Consider the following 21,227-nt stretch of genomic DNA (forward strand, 5'->3'; position numbering starts at 1 on the left):
CCCTGCACTACTAACCCATACCTCGATGATGCATAACCCCCGCCTCCACCTTTTTATTCCCCCCCTTGCTAGGGCCTTCCTCCTGCTGCTGCTTAGTGGCTCCGTGGGTGCGCAATTGCCCACCGCCGCCGCTGTAGCCGCCGAGATGACCGTAGGCTGGAACCTCGGTAACTCCCTGGAGGTGCCCGATGGCGAAACGGCCTGGGGTAATCCCGCCACCACCAAGCGGCTCGTCGATTCGGTTAGCCGCGCGGGTTTTAACGTACTGCGCATCCCCTCGGCCTGGAACAGCTACGCCGACCAGGAATCGCTTGAAATCGACGCCGACTGGCTGGCGCGGGTGAAGGAAGTCGTGGACTACGGCATCGCCAATGATATGTACATTATCCTCAACAGCCACTGGGACGGCGGTTGGCTCGAGGAGCAACCCGTCTACACCATGCAGGCAGCCGTCAACGAAAAACAGCTGGCCTACTGGACGCAGATCGCCAACTACTTTAAGGATTACGGCGAACGCCTGCTCTTTGCCGGCACCAACGAAGTGCGGGCCAATTACGGGACCCCCACCGTGGAAAACATCGAGGTACAGGAGTCCTACAACCAGACGTTCGTGACCGCCGTCCGCGCCACCGGGGGCAACAACGCCTCGCGCAGCCTCATCGTGCAGACCTACAATACGAACATCGGGCACGGATTGGCATACTTCACCCTCCCCGAAGATCCGGCGGAAGACCGGCTGTTCGTGGAAGTACACTACTACGATCCCTACAATTTTACGCTCGATCAGGATCCCGCCAGCGCCTGTACGGTCTGGGGGCAGCCCTGGGCGGACGGCGACGTTTGCACTTGGGGGCAGGAAGCGTACACCGATGACCTATTCGGTCAGGTGAACGCGGAGTGGGTAGCCGAAGGGGTACCGGTCATCCTCGGTGAATTCGGTGTCGGTCGGCGAAGCTCCCTCACCGGCAGCGAGCTTACCGATCACCTGGAATCGCGGGAGTACTATTTGGAATACGTCGTCGCGTCCGCCGTTGAAAACGGAATGGTACCGATCTACTGGGACAATGGCTACTACGGCGATAACGGCTTCGCGCTCTTCAACCGCACGAGCGGGGCGGTAGTGGACGCCGGGGCACTCAATGCCCTGCTGGATGGAGCGGGCGGTACGGTAAGTACGGGAAACACCCCGCAAGACGTCGACCTGGGGGTAGCGCTCTTCCCCAATCCCTTCCCGGCGGCCCTTACCCTGCGCATTGCCGATCCGGCACTGGTCTACGGACTCCGGCTCACGGATGCCTATGGCCGCAACGTCGGTTACTGGCCGGCCACCGCGGTACGGTCCAGTATGGAAATTGGTGAGGGGCTGCCGGTGGGCGTGTACCTGCTGAGTGTGCTGGATGTCAGGGGTACCCGCAGTCTCAAAGTAGTCAAGAGCCGGTAATGGAGCGTGGTTACCCGACGACCGATATAACTTACCTTTTCCGCATGCATACCTTCGACGTTCTTTGGCCGGCCCGCCGTTGGCAGACCCTTTGCCTGCTGCTTTTTTCGGTAACGGTCCGCGCGCAAACGGGCCCCTTACCGCTTTTCAAAGCCGACCGACCGGCGGTCGTTTACCTGGAGGCGGGGGCCGACAGCCTGTTGGAATGGGCGGCGGCGGATTTAGCCGGCGATCTGGAAACGCTGGCCGGACGCGAGGTGGACGTCGTAGCGGCAACGACCTTCGATCCGGAAAAGCCGGGAATTTACATCGGGTTGGGCGCCGGAGCGCTGGTGCAAAGCTTTCCGGAGAAACACCGAATTAACTTACCTACGGAGTGGGAGGCCTTTTCCATCCGGCGGACGGGCAGCAGCCTGTTGATCACCGGCGGGGATCTCCGGGGAACGGTCTACGGCGTCTTCGACCTGGCCGAGCGCCTCGGCGTTTCCCCCTGGAAGTGGTGGGCGGACGTGCCCGTGCTGCCCCGGGAACCCCTCGAACTTGACTTGCCGGAAGCGGGCATCACGGAATCGCCTTCCGTACGTTACCGGGGCATTTTCCTGAACGACGAGGACTGGGGGCTGCAGCCCTGGGCGGCGAAGACCTTCGAGCCCGAAGTGGGGGACATCGGACCGAAAACCTATGAGAAAATTTTCCAATTGCTGCTGCGCTTGAAAGCTAATACGATCTGGCCGGCTATGCACCCTTCCACCCGGGCCTTCTTCACTGTTCCCGGCAACCGGGAGATGGCCGAACGCTACCATATTTTCGTCGGCAGCTCCCACGCCGAGCCCATGCTCCGGAACAACGTGGATGAGTGGGACCACGACCGTTGCGGCGATTACAATTTCCAGACTAACGCAGACACCATCCTGAACTACTGGCGCCAGCGGGTAACCGAAACTCAGGCCGATAACTATCTCTACACCGTCGGCATGCGCGGCATCCACGATTCGGGGATGGAAGGTGACGCCACCTTGGAGGAACGGGTGGCCCTGCTTGAGACGATCATTACCGAGCAGCGAAGTATGCTGGAGGAGGAGAAGGGGGTGCCCGCCGATGAAGTCCCACAGGTCTTCGTTACCTATAAGGAAGTACTGGATCTGTACGACGCCGGCCTCGACGTACCCGAAGACATTACCCTGATGTGGACGGACGACAACTATGGTTACATCCGCCGGCTGAGCGAAGGAACCGACCGCGAACGGAGTGGTGGGAGCGGGGTCTACTATCACCTCAGCTACTGGGGCCGCCCCCACGATTACCTATGGCTGTCTACTACCCAGCCCGGATTGATCTGGTACGAAATGCAGCGCGCCTATGCCAACGGGGCCCGCGACATCTGGATCGCGAACGTGGGCGATATCAAGCCCGCGGAGTACAACATGGAGTTCTTTCTCGATCTGGCCTGGGATGTCGAGGCGATCGGCCGGGAAGGTATCGACCGCCACCTGACCGAGTGGGCCAGCCGGGAATTCGGAGTCTTCGCCGCCCCGGAGATCGCACCCCTCCTCCGTGAATACTACCTCCTGGCCATGCTCCGCAAACCGGAATACATGGGCTGGAGTCAGACGGAGCCGACCACCGCTACCCGCCCCGCGGCCTTTACCACCGCCAACGACAACGAGTTCCAGCGCCGGATAGATGCCTACCGAGAACTATACGCCCGGTCGCGTGCGATTGCCGCCCTGCTGCCGGTAGCCCGCCGGGATGCGTACTTCGAGCTAGTCGACTACCCCGTCCGCGGTGCTTCGCTCCTCAATCAGGTTTACGGCTACGCTACGCTGGCCGCGCGTACCGCTGACCCCGACCGACGCGACAGCCTGCGCCGCGCCGCAAGCAACGCCTACGGGGAAATCGGGGTGTTGACCAACTATTACAACGATGTGCTGGCCGGTAGCAAGTGGAACAACATGATGGATTACCGGTCGCGGGGCCTGCCGGTCTTCGACCTGCCCGACTTTGGCGACGCGGCAACAGCCGAACCATCGGAACCGATCCCCGGCGCACCGCAAACCATACCCGTTGCGGCCTACACCACCGCCGAAGCGACCGACTCCTTCCGCTGGCAAACCATTCCGGGGCTCGGCTACGGTGGGGAAGCCCTGACGTTATTCCCCCTCGACATTGCCCGCTTTACCGATCGGCCCTCCGTGGATTACACTTTCGAGGTCGACGAACCAGGCACCTACACCATCGAGGTGCGGTGCTTGCCTACCCACGCCAATGACTTCGGTCACGAGCTTGCCGTAGCGGTTAACGACCAACCGGCCACGGATTACCCGCTCAATACCCGCGGCCGTAGCGAAGCTTGGAAAGAGGGCGTACTCGGTAACCACGTCGAGGTGACCCATTCCGTCAGCCTGGATGAAGCCGGCCCTCATACCCTGCGCCTCTCCGTCAACCAGACGGGGATCGTCATCGACCAGATTGCGGTATATCCGGCGGACTATCCCGAGTTTTATGAGCTCCGGCGATAGGGTGGGGCGATTCCCGACCAGTAGTAGGGCCAGGGGGGCAGCGGAAAGCTTTCTCGCTTATCATCAGCGTATTCGAAGCTAGCCCTTATTCTCCGTTTCCCGGGGGCATCGGATTCACCCCTCGCTACGCTCGGATAGGGTCGCGGGCGGGAGCTCACGAACCGGTTCCGGAGCGTACAAACCCAGCAAACGAAAAACCCCCACCCGGCATCGCCCGGTGGGGGTTTTAAAAACGAAACGGATCACCCTCAGGCACCCACCACCTCACCGCGGGTAGGCTGCTCGATGCTCTCGGCATCCGGCTCGCCACCGGCTACCTCGGTGTGGAGCGATTCCATATCGATCACGTGGCGGAAGGCGTGGTCCGTCGTGTCGCCGCGTAGCTTGGTAAATACGTCGTTGATCCGGTCCATCCCGATGACCTCGATCTGGGGTCGGATACCGTGCTTGGCGCAAAGATTCATCACCTCCTGGGTCTCCTTGACGCCGCCGATCAGGGAACCGGCAACCTCGATCCGGTTGAATACCAGGTCGGCCGGGACGAATTTCGGGATCTCGATGAAGTTGCCCACCATCACCAGGCTGGAGTTCTTCTTCATGAGGGGAATGAAGATCGACAGGTCGAAGGGATAAGGGATAGTATTGATCAACAGATCGATGCTCATCGCTTTTTCCTGCATGGCGTTCTCATCTCCGGTCACGACTACCTCGTCGGCACCCAGTTTCAGGATCTCATCGCGCTTGCTTTCGTGGCCGGTGAAGGCGATCACTTTCGCGCCGAGGGCCTTGCCGAGCTGTACGGCCATGTGCCCGAGTCCGCCGATACCGGCTACACCGAGCGTCTGGCCTTTTTGCAGGTTCCAGTGCTTCATGGGGGAGTAGGTGGTAACGCCGGCGCACAGGATAGGGCCCGCATACTCCGGCTCCATGCCGTCCGGGATCGTGATGGCAAATTCTTCCCGTACCACCATGTGGGTGCTATATCCACCGTAGGTATTCGATCCGTCGGGTACGGTGGGGCCGTTGTAGGTCAGGGTCGCGCCCTTCGGACCGGTGCAATACTGCTCCATGTCGCTTTTGCACTCCTCACACTGCTGGCAGGAGTTCACCATGCAGCCAACGCCGATGAGGTCGCCCTGCTTGAACTTGGTGACCCCTTCGCCGATGGAGGTTACGCGACCGATGATCTCATGGCCCGGTACGCAGGGGTAGACCGAGTTGCCCCAGTCGTCGTTCACCTGGTGGACATCCGAGTGGCAGACGCCGCAGTAAATCACTTTGAAGCCGATCTCGCCGGCGCGGACCTCTTTTCGGTCGAAAACGACCGGCTTCAGGGTATCGTTGGCGGAGATAGCGCCGTATCCATACACTTGCATAAACGTTGGTTTTGGTTGGGTTAGCAGATTGTTTGGAACGTGTAGGGAATACCACGCCCCAAAGCACGCTCATAAGGAGTAAGGCCGGTCCGACGCGGCAAACGACAATTCCTGTACGTACCGGTGGGTACGTAAGGGAGAATCGGACGGATCACCGAAACCCGGACGGGAGGGACGGAAGAATCTAGATTGCCGTCGGTACCGGAAGCTAGGCATCCGGGACATAGTTCACCACGCTACCGGTATATTCACCGAAAAGCCCCATTTTGACCGGTACGTACTTTGTTAGGAAAATTCAGGCAGCTTTCCGGGCGTAACCGGCGATGGGGAAGGAGCTTATTCGCGCACCCGAAACCGGGACGCCCCGGCTGCTTTTCCGTAAGTTGGGGTTTCGGTCGGGCCCCTGGCCTTGGCTGCCCCCCGTTTAAAGTCGCCGAATCATGAACCGAAAAGAATTTATGAAAACCACTTCGATGATCGTTACCGGCGGCCTGGTCGTACCCTTCTCGGCCTGCGGGCGGCAGGTCTTACCGGGGCTGGTCGAGGACCCGGGAACCCGGCAAAACTGGGCCGGCAATTATACCTACCAAGCCGAGCGCCTCTACCGCCCGGGCACCGTGGAGGAAGTGCAGGAGTTGGTCCTGGAGCTTGGTAAACAGAAAGCCCTGGGCTCCCGCCACTGTTTCAATAACATCGCCGACAGTCCCGGAAGTCAGATTACTACCTCCGGCCTGAATCGGATGCTGTCCGTGGATGAAGCGAATATGACGGTTACCGTCGAGGCCGGCGCCCGCTACGGTGACTTCGCCGAAGAGCTGCACGACCGTGGCTACGCCCTCCACAATCTGGCGTCTTTGCCCCACATCACCGTGGCCGGAGCCTGCGCGACCGGCACCCACGGTTCCGGCGTGGAAAACGGTAACCTGGCCACGGCAGTGGTGTCCTTCGACCTGGTCCGGCCGGACGGGGAACTGGTCACCATCGACCGCCAGCACCCGGATTTTCCAGCCGTCGTGGTCGGTCTCGGCGCCTTCGGTATCGTCACCCGGATGACCCTGGAGGTACAGCCCACCTTCGAGGTCCGTCAGCATATCTACAATAATCTTCCCCTGACTTCGGTGGTCGATCACTTCGATACCATCATGTCCGCCGGTTATAGCGTCAGCCTGTTCACCGATTGGCTGGACGGGAACGTCAGCGAGGTTTGGATCAAGCGTCGTACGGACCGCCACGCCGAGGAGCTGGGGGGGGAGTATTACGGCGCGCTGGCCGCTACGGAGAACATGCACCCCATTGCCGGGCTGTCCACCGAGGCCGTCAGCGACCAGATGGGCCGCCCGGGACCCTGGTACGATCGGCTGCCCCATTTCCGGATGGGCTTCACGCCGAGCGCCGGAGAGGAGCTGCAATCGGAATACTTCGTTCCCCGGGAGAATGCGGTGGAAGCCATCTTAGCCATTGAGGCCCTGGCCGATGAGGTAAATCCCCTGCTGCTGATCTCCGAGATCCGCACCATCGCCGCCGACGGTCTTTGGATGAGTCCGGCCTACCAGCGCGACAGCGTTGCCCTCCACTTCACCTGGAAACAGCAGGAGCCGGAGGTGCTGGCCCTGCTGCCGAAAATTGAAGAAACCCTGGCGCCCTTCGCCGTCCGTCCACACTGGGGTAAACTCTTCACGATCAATGCCGCCACCCTCCGCCAGCGTTACCCGAAGCTGGACGATTTCGTAACGCTGGCCAAGCGCTACGACCCGGAGGAAAAATTCCACAATACTTATCTGGACAACCGGGTCTGGTAACCTGCTTGTTTCGGGCGACGGGGCGCAGGAAAGTAGAATCCCTCAAACTAGCGTTTATGGCAACTCGCTGACTGCTGACTGCTTCGGCCATCATTTTCGCGTTGGCCGGCGTCTTATTCACTTTCCTGCCCGAGGAGGTAGCCGGCCGGTTGCACGCAAATCCCGACGGGGCTGCGGTTCCGATCTATCAATTGCTCGGGGCTGTTTACCTGGGGTTTGCCGGGCTGAACTGGCTGAGCCGCCGCAGCAAAATCGGGGGTATGTATGGTAGGCCGGTGGTTGTTGCCAATTTCGCCCATGCCTTCGTAGCCGTATTCGCGGTTGGTCGACTGGCGCGTCTAAGCGGGATGACCATCCCCTGGATGGCCACCGTGGTCTACGGCATCTTCGCCGCCACCTTTGCTTTCCGGCTCTTTCGAAAAGCTTAGCGACCGCCTTCCCCCTCGATCGCGCCGAGAAATTCCTGGGGCACTTGGAGAATGGTCATGTTGTGAATGTCGTCGTAGCGCTCGTTTACGAAGTTCTCGTTGGGGCTGTCGAAGTTGGCGATGAAGAGTTTGTTGCCGACTAGTAGCGGCTCGCATGGCTGATCCATCTTACCGTCGGCGCCCGTGGTGTTCCCGTTTTCGGCGAGGGTGTGCAGGGTGCCGTCGGCTTCGACGAGGCGGAGCGCGTTGGCCTGGGAGTCGGCGATGTAGAGATTATCGGTGTTCCGGTCGATGAAGATGCCGTCGCAGCTGGGAATCGTGCCGTATTCGAGAAAGACTTCCCGGGATTGTACGGTTCCGTCCAGGTTCATGGCATACTTGAATACCCGCCCGTCACTGAACATGCCGACGAACATATTTCCCTGACTGTCGAAATCCATACCGTCCGCCCCGAAGGCCATACCATTCGGCTGGCGGATGGCGTGGAGGGTATCGATCAGGTATTCCGCGTCCATGGTGGAGGCTACGTGGATAGAATCCTGCAGTTCCGCTTCGGGGAAGCGCCAGATACCGCTGGTGTTGGTGGAATCTTCCACTTCCCATTTGGTATCGGTGACGTACAGTGCCCCGTCGTGCCAACGTACCGCGTTCGGGTGTTTCAGGCCGGTGACCAGCACGTCCACGCCGGTGGGTTGGCCGTTCTCCATGTTAAGGCGAAGGATTCGGCTGGCGTAGTCTTTATTAACGTAATACTGGTTGTCGGCGATGTAGAGATTGCCGTCGGTGCCGAAGGTGATGCCCATCGGCCCGGCTTTCCGGGTTTCCGGGTGAGCGGGGGTGGCGTAGAAGACACTCCATTCGTAGTCCGGGGTGATCTTGATAAGCAGGCCGGGGTATTCCGGATTGTTGAAATTCGGATTGGAGACATATACGTTCCCGGCCCGGTCGAGCGCCATGCCATCGGGCTGAGCCAGGAAATCGGGGAAACTGAACAGCATGTGCTGTACGCCGGGCTCCAATTCGGTTCCGGCCGTCATGTCGGGGTCGACTTCCTGGGCGGAGGAAACCGAGGATAGGGCCAGTATGGCCAAGAGGATTGCGATACGCATCATACTATTGGTTAAGGGGTAGAACAATATAGGTCGGTGGAGAGGGGGTGGGTTCGAAGTTGGCGGGGTGCTCCACCCACTGTTGCTTTTGAATGACATGGCTGTGGCCGTGGTATACCTTCGGCCTGAGCTTGGTGGTGCTCGGGCACAAAAATCCAAGGTGGAGACCCTCGGGGTCGAAAGGCTAAACGTGAAAGCCTCGGGTCGGAGACCACCCGACCTTATACTATCACCGACCGATGACCAAACTCTACGAGCTCGAAGAAGGCAACCGACCTAAGTGCACCCAGTGGGCGCGCCCGCTACAGCAAGCTATCTCCCACCCGCCCCACGATCTCCTCGCAAAGCCGGTGGCTCTCCAGCACCCCGTCCAGGTAATCGGGGGGCAACGGCTTTCCCCTTACCACCGCGATCCAGTGGTCGATCATGGCCCCGAAACCCCGCTGCTCCAGGGTCGGGGTCCAGTTTCCGAAGCCGAGGCGGTCGGTTTGGTTACCGTGGTAGTGGTAGCCCCGGTGCAGTTCCTCGATCTGCCATTTGTGGCCCGGGGTATAGTATTCCACGGTTTCCTCGGTGATGCCGCTGACGCGATTCATGCCGCCGGTCAGTAGGCAGTCCCCCTGCAGCCAGCGGACCTGCACGTTCGCCAGCCCATCGCCCCGCATGCGCGTATGCACGGTGAAGTGCCTCACTGGCCCTTCGCCCAGGAAGCGGAGGCTGTCTACCACGTGGATAAAATCATCGAAGACGAAGCGCCGGGGATCGCCCGGCAGGTCCACCCGGTTTTTGTGCCAGGTCATCTGGATGGCTGCATCTTTGGCCTTCAGGGCGCTGATCAGAGGGGCATACCGCCGGTTGAAGCCAACGAATAACGGGCAATTTTTTGCCCGGGCGAGGTCGATCAGCCCGGCGGAAGCGGTCAGCGAATCACTCAGGGGTTTGTCTACGAACGTCGGGATCCCCGCCTCCAGCAGGGCCGTGACGAGCGCGGCGTGGCTCTCCGTCGCGGAATGCACCATCGCCGCGTCGGGGCGATGGTCGAGCAGGTCGCTCAGATCGGTATAGGTTTCGGCAATGCGGTAGCGTGCCGCCAACTCACTGAGTTTGTCTGCATCACGTGTACACAGTACGGGCTCGACGCCCGGGTGGGTGGTCATGAGCGGGAGGTAGGCCTTGTCGGCAATGTCGCCCAGACCGATAAGGGCGATCCGGAGTTTGGAAGTAGGGGGCATGATCAGGGCAAGATAAGCCCGGCGGACCGACCGGCACCCGTTCCCGCGCCCCGGCGCCCAAACCTACTTTAACGTTGTCGCAACGGACCGCGTATTGCCCAAGCCGAACTTTTAACCGATCTTTACGGTTGCATTGATACTTCCCGGATATTTCCGGAGAAGCGACACTATAGAAACGACACGATGAATTTTACACGGATTGTCCGCTATTGCGGGCTCACCCTGCTGGCTTTTTGCCTGCTCCCCACCTTCCTTTCCGCCCAGTCCAGTTCCTCCGGTCGCCTCGAGGCACACTTCGACGCCCTGACTATCCCCCGGGGTGGCTACGCCGTCGGGTTGGCGTACCAGCACAACCACCTGCGGCTCGGCGTGACCACCTTCAACCACCGGCAAGCCGGTATGGTCGTGGCGGAACGTAACGTAAGCATCCGTACCTCCGGTCTCGGCTTCGGTGCGGATTACTTCCTGCGTCCCGGGCGTGGTTTCTTCGCGGGTCTCCATACGGCGTTCCACGAGGAAACCCTGAGCCGCACGATCAACGAAGACCGGGCCACGCAAAAAAGTATCGAAGCCAGCCTGCAGACCGGATACCGCTGGGCCTTCGGACGGGAGGAAGAAAACTTACGGGGGCTCTACCTGGAAATGGTCGTGGCCGCCGGTACCCGCCTGGGCGCCCAACCGGTCAGCCTGGGCGCCGGCACCTATACCCCGAAAGCGATCGCCTTTCAGCCGGCGCTGCGGATGGGCTACCGCTTCTGAGGCGACGGGCTTTTATTTATTGCCGTTTCAGGGTATTTTCGGTCTTACCCAAAAGACTGACAATGCGAAATCCGTACCTGCTGCTCATCTTCACCCTGATCGGCTTGCCGCTGACGGCCCAGCTTAGTTCCGAGGAAACCACCGTGGTGGAAGGCATCGACCGCCGGGCGGAGGCGTACTTCGGCGTGGCCAAGCAAATCTGGGACTTCGCCGAAGTCGGCTACCAGGAGCAACGGAGCTCGGCCCTGCTCCAGGAGCTTCTCGAAGGAGAAGGGTTCACCGTCGAAGCGGGGGTAGCCGACATCCCCACCGCCTTTACGGCTACCTACGGATCCGGCGGACCGGTCATCGGCGTGCTCGGTGAATTCGACGCCCTGCCCGGCATCACCCAGACCGCCAGTCCCGACCGGGAAGAACGAATCGACGTGAACGCCGGCCACGCCTGCGGCCACCACCTCTTCGGTACCGGCTCGGCCGCCGCGGCCATCGCCGTCAAGAACTGGCTGCAGGAGAATGAGCTGGAGGGCACCATCCGCTTCTACGGCACCCCCGCCGAGGAGGGTGGCGCCGGCAAGGTGTATATGGTGCGGGCCGGACTCTTCGACGACGTGGACGCCGTGATCCACTGGCACCCTTCGGACGGGAACTCCGCCGACGCGGCCTCCTCGCTCTCCAACAAATCGGCCAAATTCCGCTTCTACGGCATCTCGGCCCACGCCGCCGCCGCGCCCCAGAACGGCCGCTCCGCGCTGGACGGCGTGGAGGCCATGAATCACATGGTCAATATGCTGCGCGAGCACGTGGAGATGGAATCCCGCATCCACTACGTGATCACCCGCGGCGGGGAGGCCCCGAACGTAATTCCCGACTTCGCCGAGGTGTTCTACTACGTCCGCCACCCGGAAATGGCCCTGGTGGACGCGAACTTCGAGCGGGTGGTCAAATGCGCCGAGGGCGCGGCACTGGGTACCGGCACTACGATGGATTACGAGGTGATTCACGGCGCCTATAACCTGCTGCCTAACGTCACCCTGGGGGAGGTGATGCACGAAAACCTGCGCCAGATCGGCGGGGTCGAATACGACGCGGAGGAACAAGCCTTTGCGGAGGGCATCGCGGCCACCTTCGAGAACGCGGGGGAAGCCGATCTGTCGACCGCCGCGGTAGTGGAGCCCTTTCAGGTGATCCGCAAGGGTAGCGGGGGCTCTACCGACGTGGGGGATGTCAGCTGGGCGGTGCCGACCGTCGGGCTACGTACGGCCACCTGGGTGCCGGGTACCTCCGCCCATAGCTGGCAGGCGATCGCGGCGGGGGGCACCTCGATCGGTAAAAAGGGGATGGTCGTGGCGGCCAAAACGATGGCGTTGACCGCTATGGACCTCTTCCGCCAACCCGAGCTCCTCGAGCGGGCCCGGGCCGAGCTGAACGAGCAGCGGGGGACCGACTTCGTGTACAAGGCGCTGCTCGGTGATCGCGAGCCGCCGCTCGATTACCGCAATTAAGCTATGCTGGCGGAAGCCTCCTACTGGGTCATCCTTCCGTTACTCGCCGGATTGGGCACCGGAGCATTCCTCCTTTCCACCGTAGCCGGCGGCGGCGGGTCGCTGGTGCTGGTTCCCGTCCTGAATTGGCTGATCGGAATGGGGCAGACGGCCCCGGTGCTCAACTTGGGTACCCTCATCGGCCGGCCCGCCAGGCTCGTCATCTTTTGGAAGCATATCCACTGGCGCATCGTAGCCTATTACGCGCCGGCGGCCATCATCGGGGCGTGGTTGGGGGGCTACCTGTTCGCTACTTTCCGGCTGGAGTGGCTGCAGCTCCTGGTGGGGGTTTTCCTCATCAGCACCGTCTGGCAGTACCGCTTCGGCAAGCGGGAGCGGTCGTTCGCGATGCAGCGGTGGTGGTTCGTACCCTTAGGGCTGCTCGTCTCCGTACTCGGCACCATCATCGGGGCACTCGGGCCGGTGCTCAACCCCTTTTATTTGAACACCGGCCTGGATAAGGAGGACCTGGTCGCCACCAAAACGGCCAATTCTTTCCTGATGGGGCTTAGCCAACTTGGGAGTTACACCTTTTTTGGCCTCCTCACGGGCGAGCTGTGGACCTACGGGCTCGCGCTCGGCATCGGGGCCACGGTCGGCAACCTCATCGGAAAGCGGTTTCTGGCCGGCATGAAAAGCCTCACCTTCCGGCGGATTCTGCTGGCCTTCACGTTCGTCAGCGGCGTGCTACTGCTTTACGGCCAGCTCGGGGGAAGGTAATTGCGCCGGGGCGCGGGAGCGGAAAAAGCATCGTAACCGAAAAGCCTACCGGTACACCGCGTCATTTCCCGCGTACCGATACCACTCGAAGGAGGCCGTATTGTCCGATTCCTGTCCGTCGGAAGTGGCGTAGGGGGCGAGCACGACGCCTACGAACCCGCCGGCATCGTCGGTGCTCAGGTATTTTCCGTCCAGTCCCTCGGCCAGCGTTTGCCAGTCTCCGTCTGCACCGGCGAAAGACAGCGCGTAATCCGCACCGTCGAAGCTGATGCGCAGCTGCACCGGACCCTCCGGCGCCGGAGCGCTTTCGATGACCTCGGTGCCGCCTTCCCGGCTATCCACCGACTTTTTGAACTGGATCACCGGTTGGCCGTCGGCCATGGTTTTGGCGATGTAGAAGAAGCGTCGCTCGTTCTGGAAGGCGATCAGTCCGGCCGACTCGTTGTCGGCCGAGGGTTCAAAATCCAGCAGGACGGATGCTTCGCCGGTCATGTTGTGCTGGCGGTGGCCGACAAAGCTCGGGTTGCCGCGACCGGAAGCCGTTTCGGGGCGCAGTTCCAGGGTAAGTTCGCCATCGGAGAGGTCGTACCATTTTTCCTGGGGCGTGCGTAAGAAAAGGTAGCGCAGGTTGAGGCTGTCCCCCTCGAATTCGTCGGTAAAGACGATGTTGCCGGAAAAGCGGTCGCCTGTCGCATCAACGGTGGTGCCGAGGGGAGTCGGGTAGCTGAACTGTACCTCCTCGAAGTCGGGGTTGATGACCGGCCAGCCATCGTCGGTCCAGCGCACCGGCGCCAGCCAGGTATCGCGGCCCGTATTGAAGTAGTTGCCTTCGTAGGGGCGGACGGCGAGAAAGACGGCCCACCAGTCGCCGTTCTCCAGTTCCACCATATCGGCGTGGCCGGCGTAGGATACGGGGTGCTCCCGATCCGGATCGAGGTGGCGCTGGGTGAGAATGGGGTTCTGATCCCAGGGCTCGTAGGGCCCGCGCACGCTGTCGCTACGGAAGATTACCTCCGAGTGCTGGGGCCCGGTACCGCCCTCGGCACACATCAGGTAGTAGTAGTCGTTGATGTGGTAGATATGCGGGGCTTCGATCCACACCGGCTCCTGGCTGAGATCCGTACCGCCGTTGACGAGCAGGGTTTGTTCGCCGGTTACGCTGAGGGACTCGCGATCGATTGCGTAGAGGCGGATCGTCCGGTGGCCGCTGTACAGGGAGCTATCGCCCGGGGGAATGCTGTTGTAGACGATGTACATACTCCCGTCCTCGTCGAAAAAGAGGGAAGGATCGATCCCGTTCACCTCGGGGAGATAGGTCGGTTCCGACCAGGGCCCCGCCGGATCGGTGGCCGTGATGATGTAGTTGCCGCCGCCACTTACGTTGGTGCAGGTGATGTAAAACACCCCGTCGTGGAAGGTCATCCCCGGGGCAAATAGCCCGCCACTGACGCCGCTACCCATCGTGTTGAGCTGGCTGGGGCGGTCCATCGCGTGGCCGATCAGCTCCCAATTGACCAGATCTTCGCTCTCGAAGATCGGCAAGCCGGGGAAGTAGGCGAAAGTGGACGTCGTCAGGTAGAACTTCCCGTTCGCCTGGCAGATCGTCGGGTCGGGGTAGAAGCCGGCCAGGATTGGGTTCTGGAATTCTGGAGCGGACGTTTCGGCGGTGGTGACCACGTTTTCGCTACAGCCGGCGCAGATCAAGAGCGAGCAAAGAAGGAGTAGGGGAAATCGCATGAAGTTGACTTTAGGCTTGTCGGATCGATGTAAGATAATAGTTATGTTGACACTTATCCCCGGGCCCCGGGTGCTTTACCGGCTTGCACCATAATTTGCCGGAAAGGGGGCGGCGGCGGAGCGCGGGAGCAACCACCCTTGCGAACCTAACCGCTACCTGGCTATCTTTAATTTTCCACCCGACGGATATTCCATGGCCTGCCTCCTGACGCTCCTCATCATGCTCGTGCTTTCCTCCCTCGACGCCCAGGTTCCGGAAGTGCTGGATTTTGTCCGGACCGATGTCTTCGACGAAGGCCCGACGCCGGCCTGCCACGCCGCCACGATCGTGGAAACGACCCCCGGCCGGTTGCTGACCGCCTGGTTCGGCGGCAGTTACGAAGGGGCGAAGGACGTCGGTATTTACCTAGCCCGGTCGCGGGGGCAGGACTGGTCGGAGCCCCGGCAGCTGGTCGCTGCGCCGGTTGTGGACGGCGACACGCTGCCCTGCTGGAATCCGGTGCTGTTCCAAAGCCAAAGTAAACGCCTCTACCTCTTTTTTAAAGTAGGTCCTAACCCCCGGGAATGGCGCGGTGCCGTGGTCACCTCCGACGACGACGGGGCTACCTGGACCAAACCGGCCTATCTACCCGAAGGCTTCCTCGGCCCCGTCCGCAACAAACCCGTCGAAACGGAGCCGGGCGTGATCCTCTGCGGCAGCAGCACGGAGAGCCCCACCACCGACGCCTGGCGGGTACACCTGGAACGGTACCGCGAAGCCACCGATACCTGGGAAAAGGTGGCCGTTCCTAATTCCCGGGATTTCGAAATCATCCAGCCCGCCATCCTGCGCCACGGCGGCGATACCCTGCAAATACTCTGCCGCAGCAAGCACGATCGGCTGATCGGGAGCTGGTCGTACGATGGGGGTGCCAGCTGGACCGACGCGGATAGCCTGCCCGTACCCAACGCCAATTCCGGCGTCGACGCCCTCACCCTTTCCACCGGAAATTTCCTCCTCGTCAATAATCCCCTACCGATGGGCGACGACTGGTGGAACGGCCGCAACGTGCTGGACGTAGCTTTTTCCACCGACGGCGTTGACTGGCTACCCCTGGTCGACCTCGAACGCCACGAGGAAGGAGAATACAGCTACCCCGCCATCATCCAGGCGGCGGATGGTACCGTCCACGTCGTCTATACGTACGACCGGAAGAAGATCCGGCACGCCCGCTTCCGGCTGGTTACCGCCCGCTAGCCCGTCCGCTGAGTCGAGGATTCTTAATTTGCCGCTCTATGCCACTGCCCCCCGCCACCGTCCGCTTCTTCGACCGCTACGCCGCTTACTTCACCGCTTCCGATAGCCTGCAGGTGGCGGCGATGTACGCCTTTCCCGCCAGCATTTTTTCCGCTACCGGCCAATCGGTGATCATGGACCGGCCCGCTTTTCTCCGCGACTGCGAACTCACCTTCCGGAAGTACGACGCGGTGGGCGTCAAGCGCATCACCCACCGCCTGGTCGGAGACAGCCCGATCAACGGGGTCATCCGGCTGGTGGAAATGGAATGGATCTTCCTGGATCAGGCCGGGGAGCGGCTGACCGACTTCCGTACCCGCTATATCGTCCGCGACTTCAACGGCCACCTCATCATCCTCGGCGTGGTGGAGGTGGACGAGACGGAGCGGCTGGAGCAATTGCTGGATACGGAAGCCTAGCCAGGCTATCTTGCGGAGATGGGATGGAATTGCCTGGCGCCGATCGCCGTACTACTGTTTTTCGCTACCGCCAGACTGGCTGCCCAGGAGGCTACGTGTACCCTAATCACGCCCCGTTACGTATTCGATGGCACTGACCTTTCCGAAGGCCTGTCGGTGCTGGTGCGAAACGACACCATCGCGGCCATCGGAGCGGTCACCGACCTGGAAACCTCCGGCTGTGCGGTTCGGGAATTTCCGGAGGGTACCCTCCTGCCCGGCATGATCGAGGGCCACGCCCACCTGCTGCTGCACCCCTACGACGAAGTGGACTGGAACGATCAGGTGCTGAAGGAATCCCACGCCGAGCGGGCCATCCGGGGTGGGTTGCACGCCGGAGAAACGCTGCACGCCGGCTTCACTACCGTCCGGGACCTGGGATCCGAGGGGGCGGGGTACGTCGACGTAGGGCTAAAACAAACCATCGACAAGGGCATCATTCCCGGGCCCCGGCTGCTGGTAGCCGGTAAAGCGATCGTCGCCACGGGGAGCTATGGTCCCGGCGGGTTCAACGAACAGGTCCGGGTGCCATTGGGTGCCGAGGAGGCCGATGGCCGGGACGAGCTGATCCGGGTAGTCCGCGACCAGATCGGCCACGGTGCCGACCTCATCAAGGTGTACGCCGACTACCGCTGGGGCCCGAACGGGGAAGCCCGGCCCACCTTCACCCAGGAGGAACTGGCGCTGATCGTGGAAGTCGCCAACAGCAGCGGCCGCCCGGTAGTCGCCCACGCCGCCACCGCCGAAGGCATGCGCCGGGCCACCCTGGCCGGGGTCGCCACGATCGAGCACGGCGACGGCGGCACGGCGGAGGTCTTCGAGCTGATGGCGGAGCGAGGAGTAGCCCTTTGTCCGACCCTGGCGGCCGGCGACGCTATTTTGCAGTACCGGGGTTGGCGGAAGGGGACCGATCCCGAGCCGGAACGAATCCGGGAAAAGCGGGCTTCCTTCACCGCCGCCCTCGCGGCCGGGGTGACCATCGTAGCCGGCGGCGACGTCGGCGTATTCGCCCACGGCGACAACGCTCGGGAACTGGAGATGATGGTGGACTACGGGATGGAGCCGCTGGCGGTATTGCGGTCGGTGACTTCCGGAAACGCGGACGTTTTCGGACTTGCCGATCGGGTAGGGCGGATAGTACCCGGCTTACTGGCCGACCTGGTGGTGGTGGATGGGGATCCTACTCAAGATATCTCTCTGTTGCGGGAGGTGCGTTGGGTGATGCTCGGGGGCGAGGAGGTTGACTTGGATTAGGCGTTCTTCCAGCGCCCCGGCGCCCTGCTTACCACTGATACCGTACGCCCAATCCCAGGTCGATGCCGGGGGCGGCGATCCCGCTGGCAAATCGCCAGTAAAAACGGTCAAGGAGGTTTTCGGCCTTGAGCTGGACGGATACGCGCTCGGAGAAATCGTAGCCGGCGTAGGCATTGAAGGTGTACCAGCCGGGGGCGCCTTCGCTGTCCGGGGTCAACTCGATGTTGTCGGCACTGCCTACCCGATCGAAGGTGTAGCCGCTGGCAGCGGTGCCGTCGATGGCATTGACGGCGTAGTCTTCAAACTCCTTGCGGACCTGGAAATCGACCCGCCCCCGCGCCCACCACGGACCGCGTTCGTACCGCAGCCCGAACTGGCCGTAGGCCGGGGGGATGTGGTCCTGCGGAAGCGTGAGCAGCTCGCCGCCGGGAGCTTCCTGTCGCCGCTCGCCCCGCAGCCAGTTCAAGCGGCCGTGTAGCTCCCAGCCGGTAGCGAAGTTCCAGGCGGTGGCGAGGTCGAAGCCGTAGACCCAGGCGCGTTCGGCGTTGACGTTGGTGTCGGTGTAGAGGGTGTCGCCGCGGCTAACGAAGGAGGTGCGGCCGTCGGGCAGGGCGCCGGCGCGGCGGATGACGGCGTCGGTGAGGACGGTACCGTAGGCGGTGACCTCGAAGCGGAAGGGGCCTTCCAGCCGTCCGTAGGCGAGCTCCAGGGTGTGGGACTTTTCGGGGCCGAGGTCGGGATTGGGTACCTGTACCCGTCCGTTCTGCTCCCGGAATTTGCCGAAGTCGTCGACGTTGGGCGCCCGGAAACCCTGGGCGAAGAGCAGGCGTACCGAATTACCGGCGCGGCGGTAACGCAGTCCGATGGCCGCGGTGAGCGCATCCGAATTACCGCCGGTTCCGTCGAGGTAATCTTCCGGCCAGGCGACGATGTCGTTGGGGGTGAAGGTGGCGCTCAGGCGCTGATAATTGTAGCGGAGGCCGCCCCGCACCCGCCAGTAATCGGCGAAGCGGTGGCTCAGGTCCACGTAGGCACCACCGGCGGCGAGGGTGCTGCCCCCGCCGGGATACCGGGTGGGTTCGCCCGCCGGGGTGGCGGTGGAGATCACCTCGTCGTAACGCCCGTCAAGGCCGTAGCGCAGTTCGGTGCCGGTGGCGAGGTGTTTGGCGAAGTCTACTTGCAGGGTGTAGGCGTGGACGCCTTCGAGGTTCTCGGTAGTGACGGGACTACCGAGCCGGCGCTGGATGCGATCCTCCTCGGTGTACTGGTAGGCGAGTAGGTAGGTGGCCACGTCGTAGAGGGAGGTAGGGCGGCGGTCGGAGAGGCGCAGACTGCCGAGGGCGCGGGTTTGGGGGCCGTAATCCCACCGGGCCCAGCGGAGGTTGCCGTCGCGGCGTTCGATGAGGGCGTCGTAGCGCGGGATATCGGAGGTCGTGGAAAACTGGAAGTTGGCGTCCAGCTCCATCTTTTCCGCCAGGCGGAGCCGAAATTTCTGGAGGAGATTGTACTGATCGTAGCCGCTGCCGACCTGGCGTTGGGGATTATCGTTGTCGAGGACATCGTCGCCGTCGACGTACTGATCGCGGAGGCCGAAATCGCCGTAGGCGTCCGGCCGGTTGCCGCCGGCGCGCAGGTCACCGATGGCGGTAACGGAATAGCTGCTGAGCCCCGCCCAGTTGGCTCCGCCGAATTCGAAACCACCGGCGTAATTAAGGGCATTGGCGGCGGTGGCGAAGTTGGCTTGCTGATAGCCGCTCCAGCCACCGTCGGGCCGGAAATCGGGCTGGCGGGTACGGAAGTGGACGACCCCGCCGATGGCATCGCTGCCGTAGGTCAGGGCTCCGGCGCCGTAGATAACCTCGATGCGTTCCAGTACGTTGGGGTCCACGGTGATGGCGCTCTGTAGATGGCCGTTCCGGTATATGGCGTTGTTCATCCGAACGCCGTCCACGACTAGCAGTACCCGGTTTGCTTCGAAGCCGCGCACCACCGGGCTGCCGCCCCCCAGTTGGGACCGCTGTACGTACACCCCGCTGAGGGCTTCCAGGGCGTCTGCCGTGGTTAGCGACTGAATCTTCGCCTGATTTTCGCGGTCGATCGTTTCCACCTGGTAGGGTAGGGTGTTTGCCCGTTCATCGCGGCGTCCCACGATGGTGGCCGTCATCAGGCTGATGCCGGAGCTCCATTCCAGCATGCTGAGGCGGTTGATGCCGGCTTGTAGTCGGTCGCCGGTGACCGTGAGTGGTTCGAAACCGAGAAAGTCGATGCGGAGGCTGTCGTCTTCGGCGAGGTTGACGGCGAGCTGGCCGGCATCGTCTGTGTAGCCGAGTTGCTCGTCCGGTAGGCGGATGACGGTGGCGCCGGACAGGGGGTCCCCTTCTTCGTCGAGTACCTGCAGGACGGTCTGGGCGGAGGTGACCGCGGGGCACAACAGTAAGCACAGAAGCAGAAGACGCAGCAACGGAACCATACCGCTAAGGTACCACCGGCTTGGGAACTATAAACTCACTCCTTCGGAATCAGTACGTAGCCCGTCTGTGCCAGTTCGCCAAAATCCTCGTAGCTGATGGTGACGTATCCGCCGGCACCCCAGTTGCGGCCGAGCGAGCTGCGGAGTTCGAACGTCTCGGCCTCGCCGTCGTAGCCGATGACGGTCATGAAATGCTTTTCGGTGGCCGGACCGTCGGGTTCGTAGGTGCCGGACTTCAGGCCCGTGAAACGGTCGTCGGTCGACAGTTCCACGATGACCGGGTTGCCCCGGCTGAGGGCCTTCCGGGCTTCGAAGACACGGTTGCGGGGCTTGGTTTCGGGGCGGAACAGGTAGCCGAAGTTCTCGATGCCGAAGCGGGCCACGGAGTAGACTGAGTTGGGGATAGTACTGCTGTTATAGGGCACGATGGCGGCCGATACCGTGCCGGCGTTCATGAGTAGCCCGAGTCCGTCGACGAGGTTGGGGCGGGTGCCGGCGTTGGCCAGGCTCATCGAGATGTAATCCGGACTCATATTGTCCTTGAAGTTGCTGTTCAGGTTGACGTAGTACTCCAGGGCGTCGGCCAGGGCGTAGGCCCATTCCATACCGGTCTGGGGCACCTGGCGGATGGGCATCATGTAGGGCTTGATATTTTGGCGCAGGAGGTCTTCCCGGGAGGAGCTGCCGATCCCGGGGATATAGTACATCATCTGGTCGATGGTCTCGAGATCGCTGAGGCCCTGCAGTTTTTCCGCGCTTTTGGCGGTGCCGTAGGGTTGTTGGGCGAGGGCGCAGGAGCAAAGGAACAGGGCAAACAGGAAAGCTGTCTGGCGGAGAATCGTCATACTTCAGGGTACTTAAAAAGCTGTGGGGTGCTAACGCTGGGCTGACGGGCTAACGTATACGAGGGGTGCCGGTCCGCCGAGCTACCGGTAAAGTTTTTGGTGTTGAGGAAAAGCGTGTCTGCTCGTCGGCCCGGCTCCGGGGGGTGCTGGTCCGCCGAGCTACCGCGACAAACTTTGCGGTCGGGGGGAAGGTAAGCTGCTCGTCGGCCCAGCTCCGGGGATAAGGCTCATGGCTGCGACCCGTCGGCCGACCAGCAAGCTGT

16 protein-coding genes are annotated in these 21,227 nt (G+C 62.1%); 10 read left to right on the top strand and 6 right to left on the bottom strand.

Translation table 11 applies throughout. The features are described from left to right. The first annotated feature begins 25 nt into the window (after nt 1-25). Both CLV84_RS05145 and CLV84_RS05150 read left to right on the top strand, forming a co-directional pair. Nucleotides 26-1,441 carry a cellulase family glycosylhydrolase gene (locus tag CLV84_RS05145; protein WP_104418657.1) on the top strand — a complete coding sequence of 472 codons (1,416 nt, stop codon included), beginning with the start codon at nt 26-28 and terminating at the stop codon, nt 1,439-1,441. Nucleotides 1,442-1,485: 44 nt separating this feature from the next. Further along, nucleotides 1,486-3,960 (top strand): glycosyl hydrolase 115 family protein, encoded by a 2,475-nt coding sequence (locus CLV84_RS05150; protein WP_170067580.1) that lies wholly within the window; start codon nt 1,486-1,488, stop codon nt 3,958-3,960. A gap of 248 nt (nt 3,961-4,208) precedes the next feature. On the opposite strand, the gene CLV84_RS05155 is transcribed toward CLV84_RS05150, so the two are convergent. Then, a complete protein-coding gene (locus CLV84_RS05155) occupies nt 4,209-5,336 on the bottom strand; it encodes an NAD(P)-dependent alcohol dehydrogenase (protein WP_104418659.1) in 1,128 nt (375 codons plus the stop codon). Between the two features lie 440 nt (nt 5,337-5,776). Here CLV84_RS05155 and CLV84_RS05160 point away from each other — a divergent pair, with 440 nt between their 5' ends. Beyond that, entirely contained in the window at nt 5,777-7,135 is a 1,359-nt protein-coding gene (locus CLV84_RS05160; protein ID WP_104418660.1) for an FAD-binding protein, read from the top strand. Nucleotides 7,136-7,236: 101 nt separating this feature from the next. Then, nucleotides 7,237-7,563 (top strand): hypothetical protein, encoded by a 327-nt coding sequence (locus CLV84_RS05165; RefSeq protein WP_104418661.1) that lies wholly within the window; start codon nt 7,237-7,239, stop codon nt 7,561-7,563. Here CLV84_RS05165 and CLV84_RS05170 read toward each other — a convergent pair. Both CLV84_RS05170 and CLV84_RS05175 read right to left on the bottom strand, forming a co-directional pair. Next, a complete protein-coding gene (locus tag CLV84_RS05170; RefSeq protein WP_104418662.1) occupies nt 7,560-8,675 on the bottom strand; it encodes an SMP-30/gluconolactonase/LRE family protein in 1,116 nt (371 codons plus the stop codon). The genes CLV84_RS05165 and CLV84_RS05170 overlap by 4 nt on opposite strands. Before the next feature lie 299 nt (nt 8,676-8,974). After that, the gene (locus CLV84_RS05175; protein WP_104418663.1) at nt 8,975-9,904 is read right to left on the bottom strand and encodes a Gfo/Idh/MocA family protein; all 930 of its coding nucleotides are present in this window, start codon (nt 9,902-9,904) and stop codon (nt 8,975-8,977) included. 183 nt (nt 9,905-10,087) lie between these two features. Here CLV84_RS05175 and CLV84_RS05180 point away from each other — a divergent pair, with 183 nt between their 5' ends. The 3 genes from CLV84_RS05180 (at nt 10,088) to CLV84_RS05190 (ending at nt 12,924) form a co-directional block, all read left to right on the top strand. After that, nucleotides 10,088-10,663: a hypothetical protein gene (locus CLV84_RS05180; RefSeq protein WP_104418664.1), complete on the top strand. Its 576-nt coding sequence runs from the start codon at nt 10,088-10,090 to the stop codon at nt 10,661-10,663. Nucleotides 10,664-10,725: 62 nt separating this feature from the next. Further along, a complete protein-coding gene (locus CLV84_RS05185; RefSeq protein WP_104418665.1) occupies nt 10,726-12,165 on the top strand; it encodes a M20 family metallopeptidase in 1,440 nt (479 codons plus the stop codon). Between the two features lie 3 nt (nt 12,166-12,168). Further along, a complete protein-coding gene (locus CLV84_RS05190; RefSeq protein ID WP_104418666.1) occupies nt 12,169-12,924 on the top strand; it encodes a sulfite exporter TauE/SafE family protein in 756 nt (251 codons plus the stop codon). A 45-nt stretch (nt 12,925-12,969) separates the two neighbouring features. Here the strand turns inward: CLV84_RS05190 and CLV84_RS05195 are convergent, their stop codons facing one another. After that, nucleotides 12,970-14,661 carry a glycoside hydrolase family 43 protein gene (locus CLV84_RS05195; RefSeq protein ID WP_104418667.1) on the bottom strand — a complete coding sequence of 564 codons (1,692 nt, stop codon included), beginning with the start codon at nt 14,659-14,661 and terminating at the stop codon, nt 12,970-12,972. 193 nt (nt 14,662-14,854) lie between these two features. Between CLV84_RS05195 and CLV84_RS05200 the strand changes: the two genes are divergently transcribed. Genes CLV84_RS05200 through CLV84_RS05210 form a run of 3 tightly spaced genes read left to right on the top strand, consistent with a single transcriptional unit; the run spans nt 14,855 to nt 17,649 of the window. Then, the gene (locus tag CLV84_RS05200; RefSeq protein ID WP_104418668.1) at nt 14,855-15,898 is read left to right on the top strand and encodes a sialidase family protein; all 1,044 of its coding nucleotides are present in this window, start codon (nt 14,855-14,857) and stop codon (nt 15,896-15,898) included. A 38-nt stretch (nt 15,899-15,936) separates the two neighbouring features. Then, complete coding sequence (locus CLV84_RS05205; RefSeq protein WP_104418669.1) at nt 15,937-16,356, top strand: hypothetical protein; 420 nt, start codon at nt 15,937-15,939, stop codon at nt 16,354-16,356. 18 nt (nt 16,357-16,374) lie between these two features. Next, nucleotides 16,375-17,649 (top strand): metal-dependent hydrolase family protein, encoded by a 1,275-nt coding sequence (locus tag CLV84_RS05210; RefSeq protein WP_104418670.1) that lies wholly within the window; start codon nt 16,375-16,377, stop codon nt 17,647-17,649. 28 nt (nt 17,650-17,677) lie between these two features. On the opposite strand, the gene CLV84_RS05215 is transcribed toward CLV84_RS05210, so the two are convergent. After that, nucleotides 17,678-20,119 (bottom strand): TonB-dependent receptor plug domain-containing protein, encoded by a 2,442-nt coding sequence (locus tag CLV84_RS05215; RefSeq protein WP_104418671.1) that lies wholly within the window; start codon nt 20,117-20,119, stop codon nt 17,678-17,680. 35 nt (nt 20,120-20,154) lie between these two features. Further along, nucleotides 20,155-20,964, bottom strand: coding sequence for a C1 family peptidase (locus CLV84_RS05220; RefSeq protein WP_104418672.1), 810 nt, complete (start codon nt 20,962-20,964; stop codon nt 20,155-20,157). Between the last annotated feature and the right edge of the window lie 263 nt (nt 20,965-21,227).

This window comes from Neolewinella xylanilytica, assembly GCF_002934605.1.
Taxonomy (GTDB): domain Bacteria; phylum Bacteroidota; class Bacteroidia; order Chitinophagales; family Saprospiraceae; genus Neolewinella; species Neolewinella xylanilytica.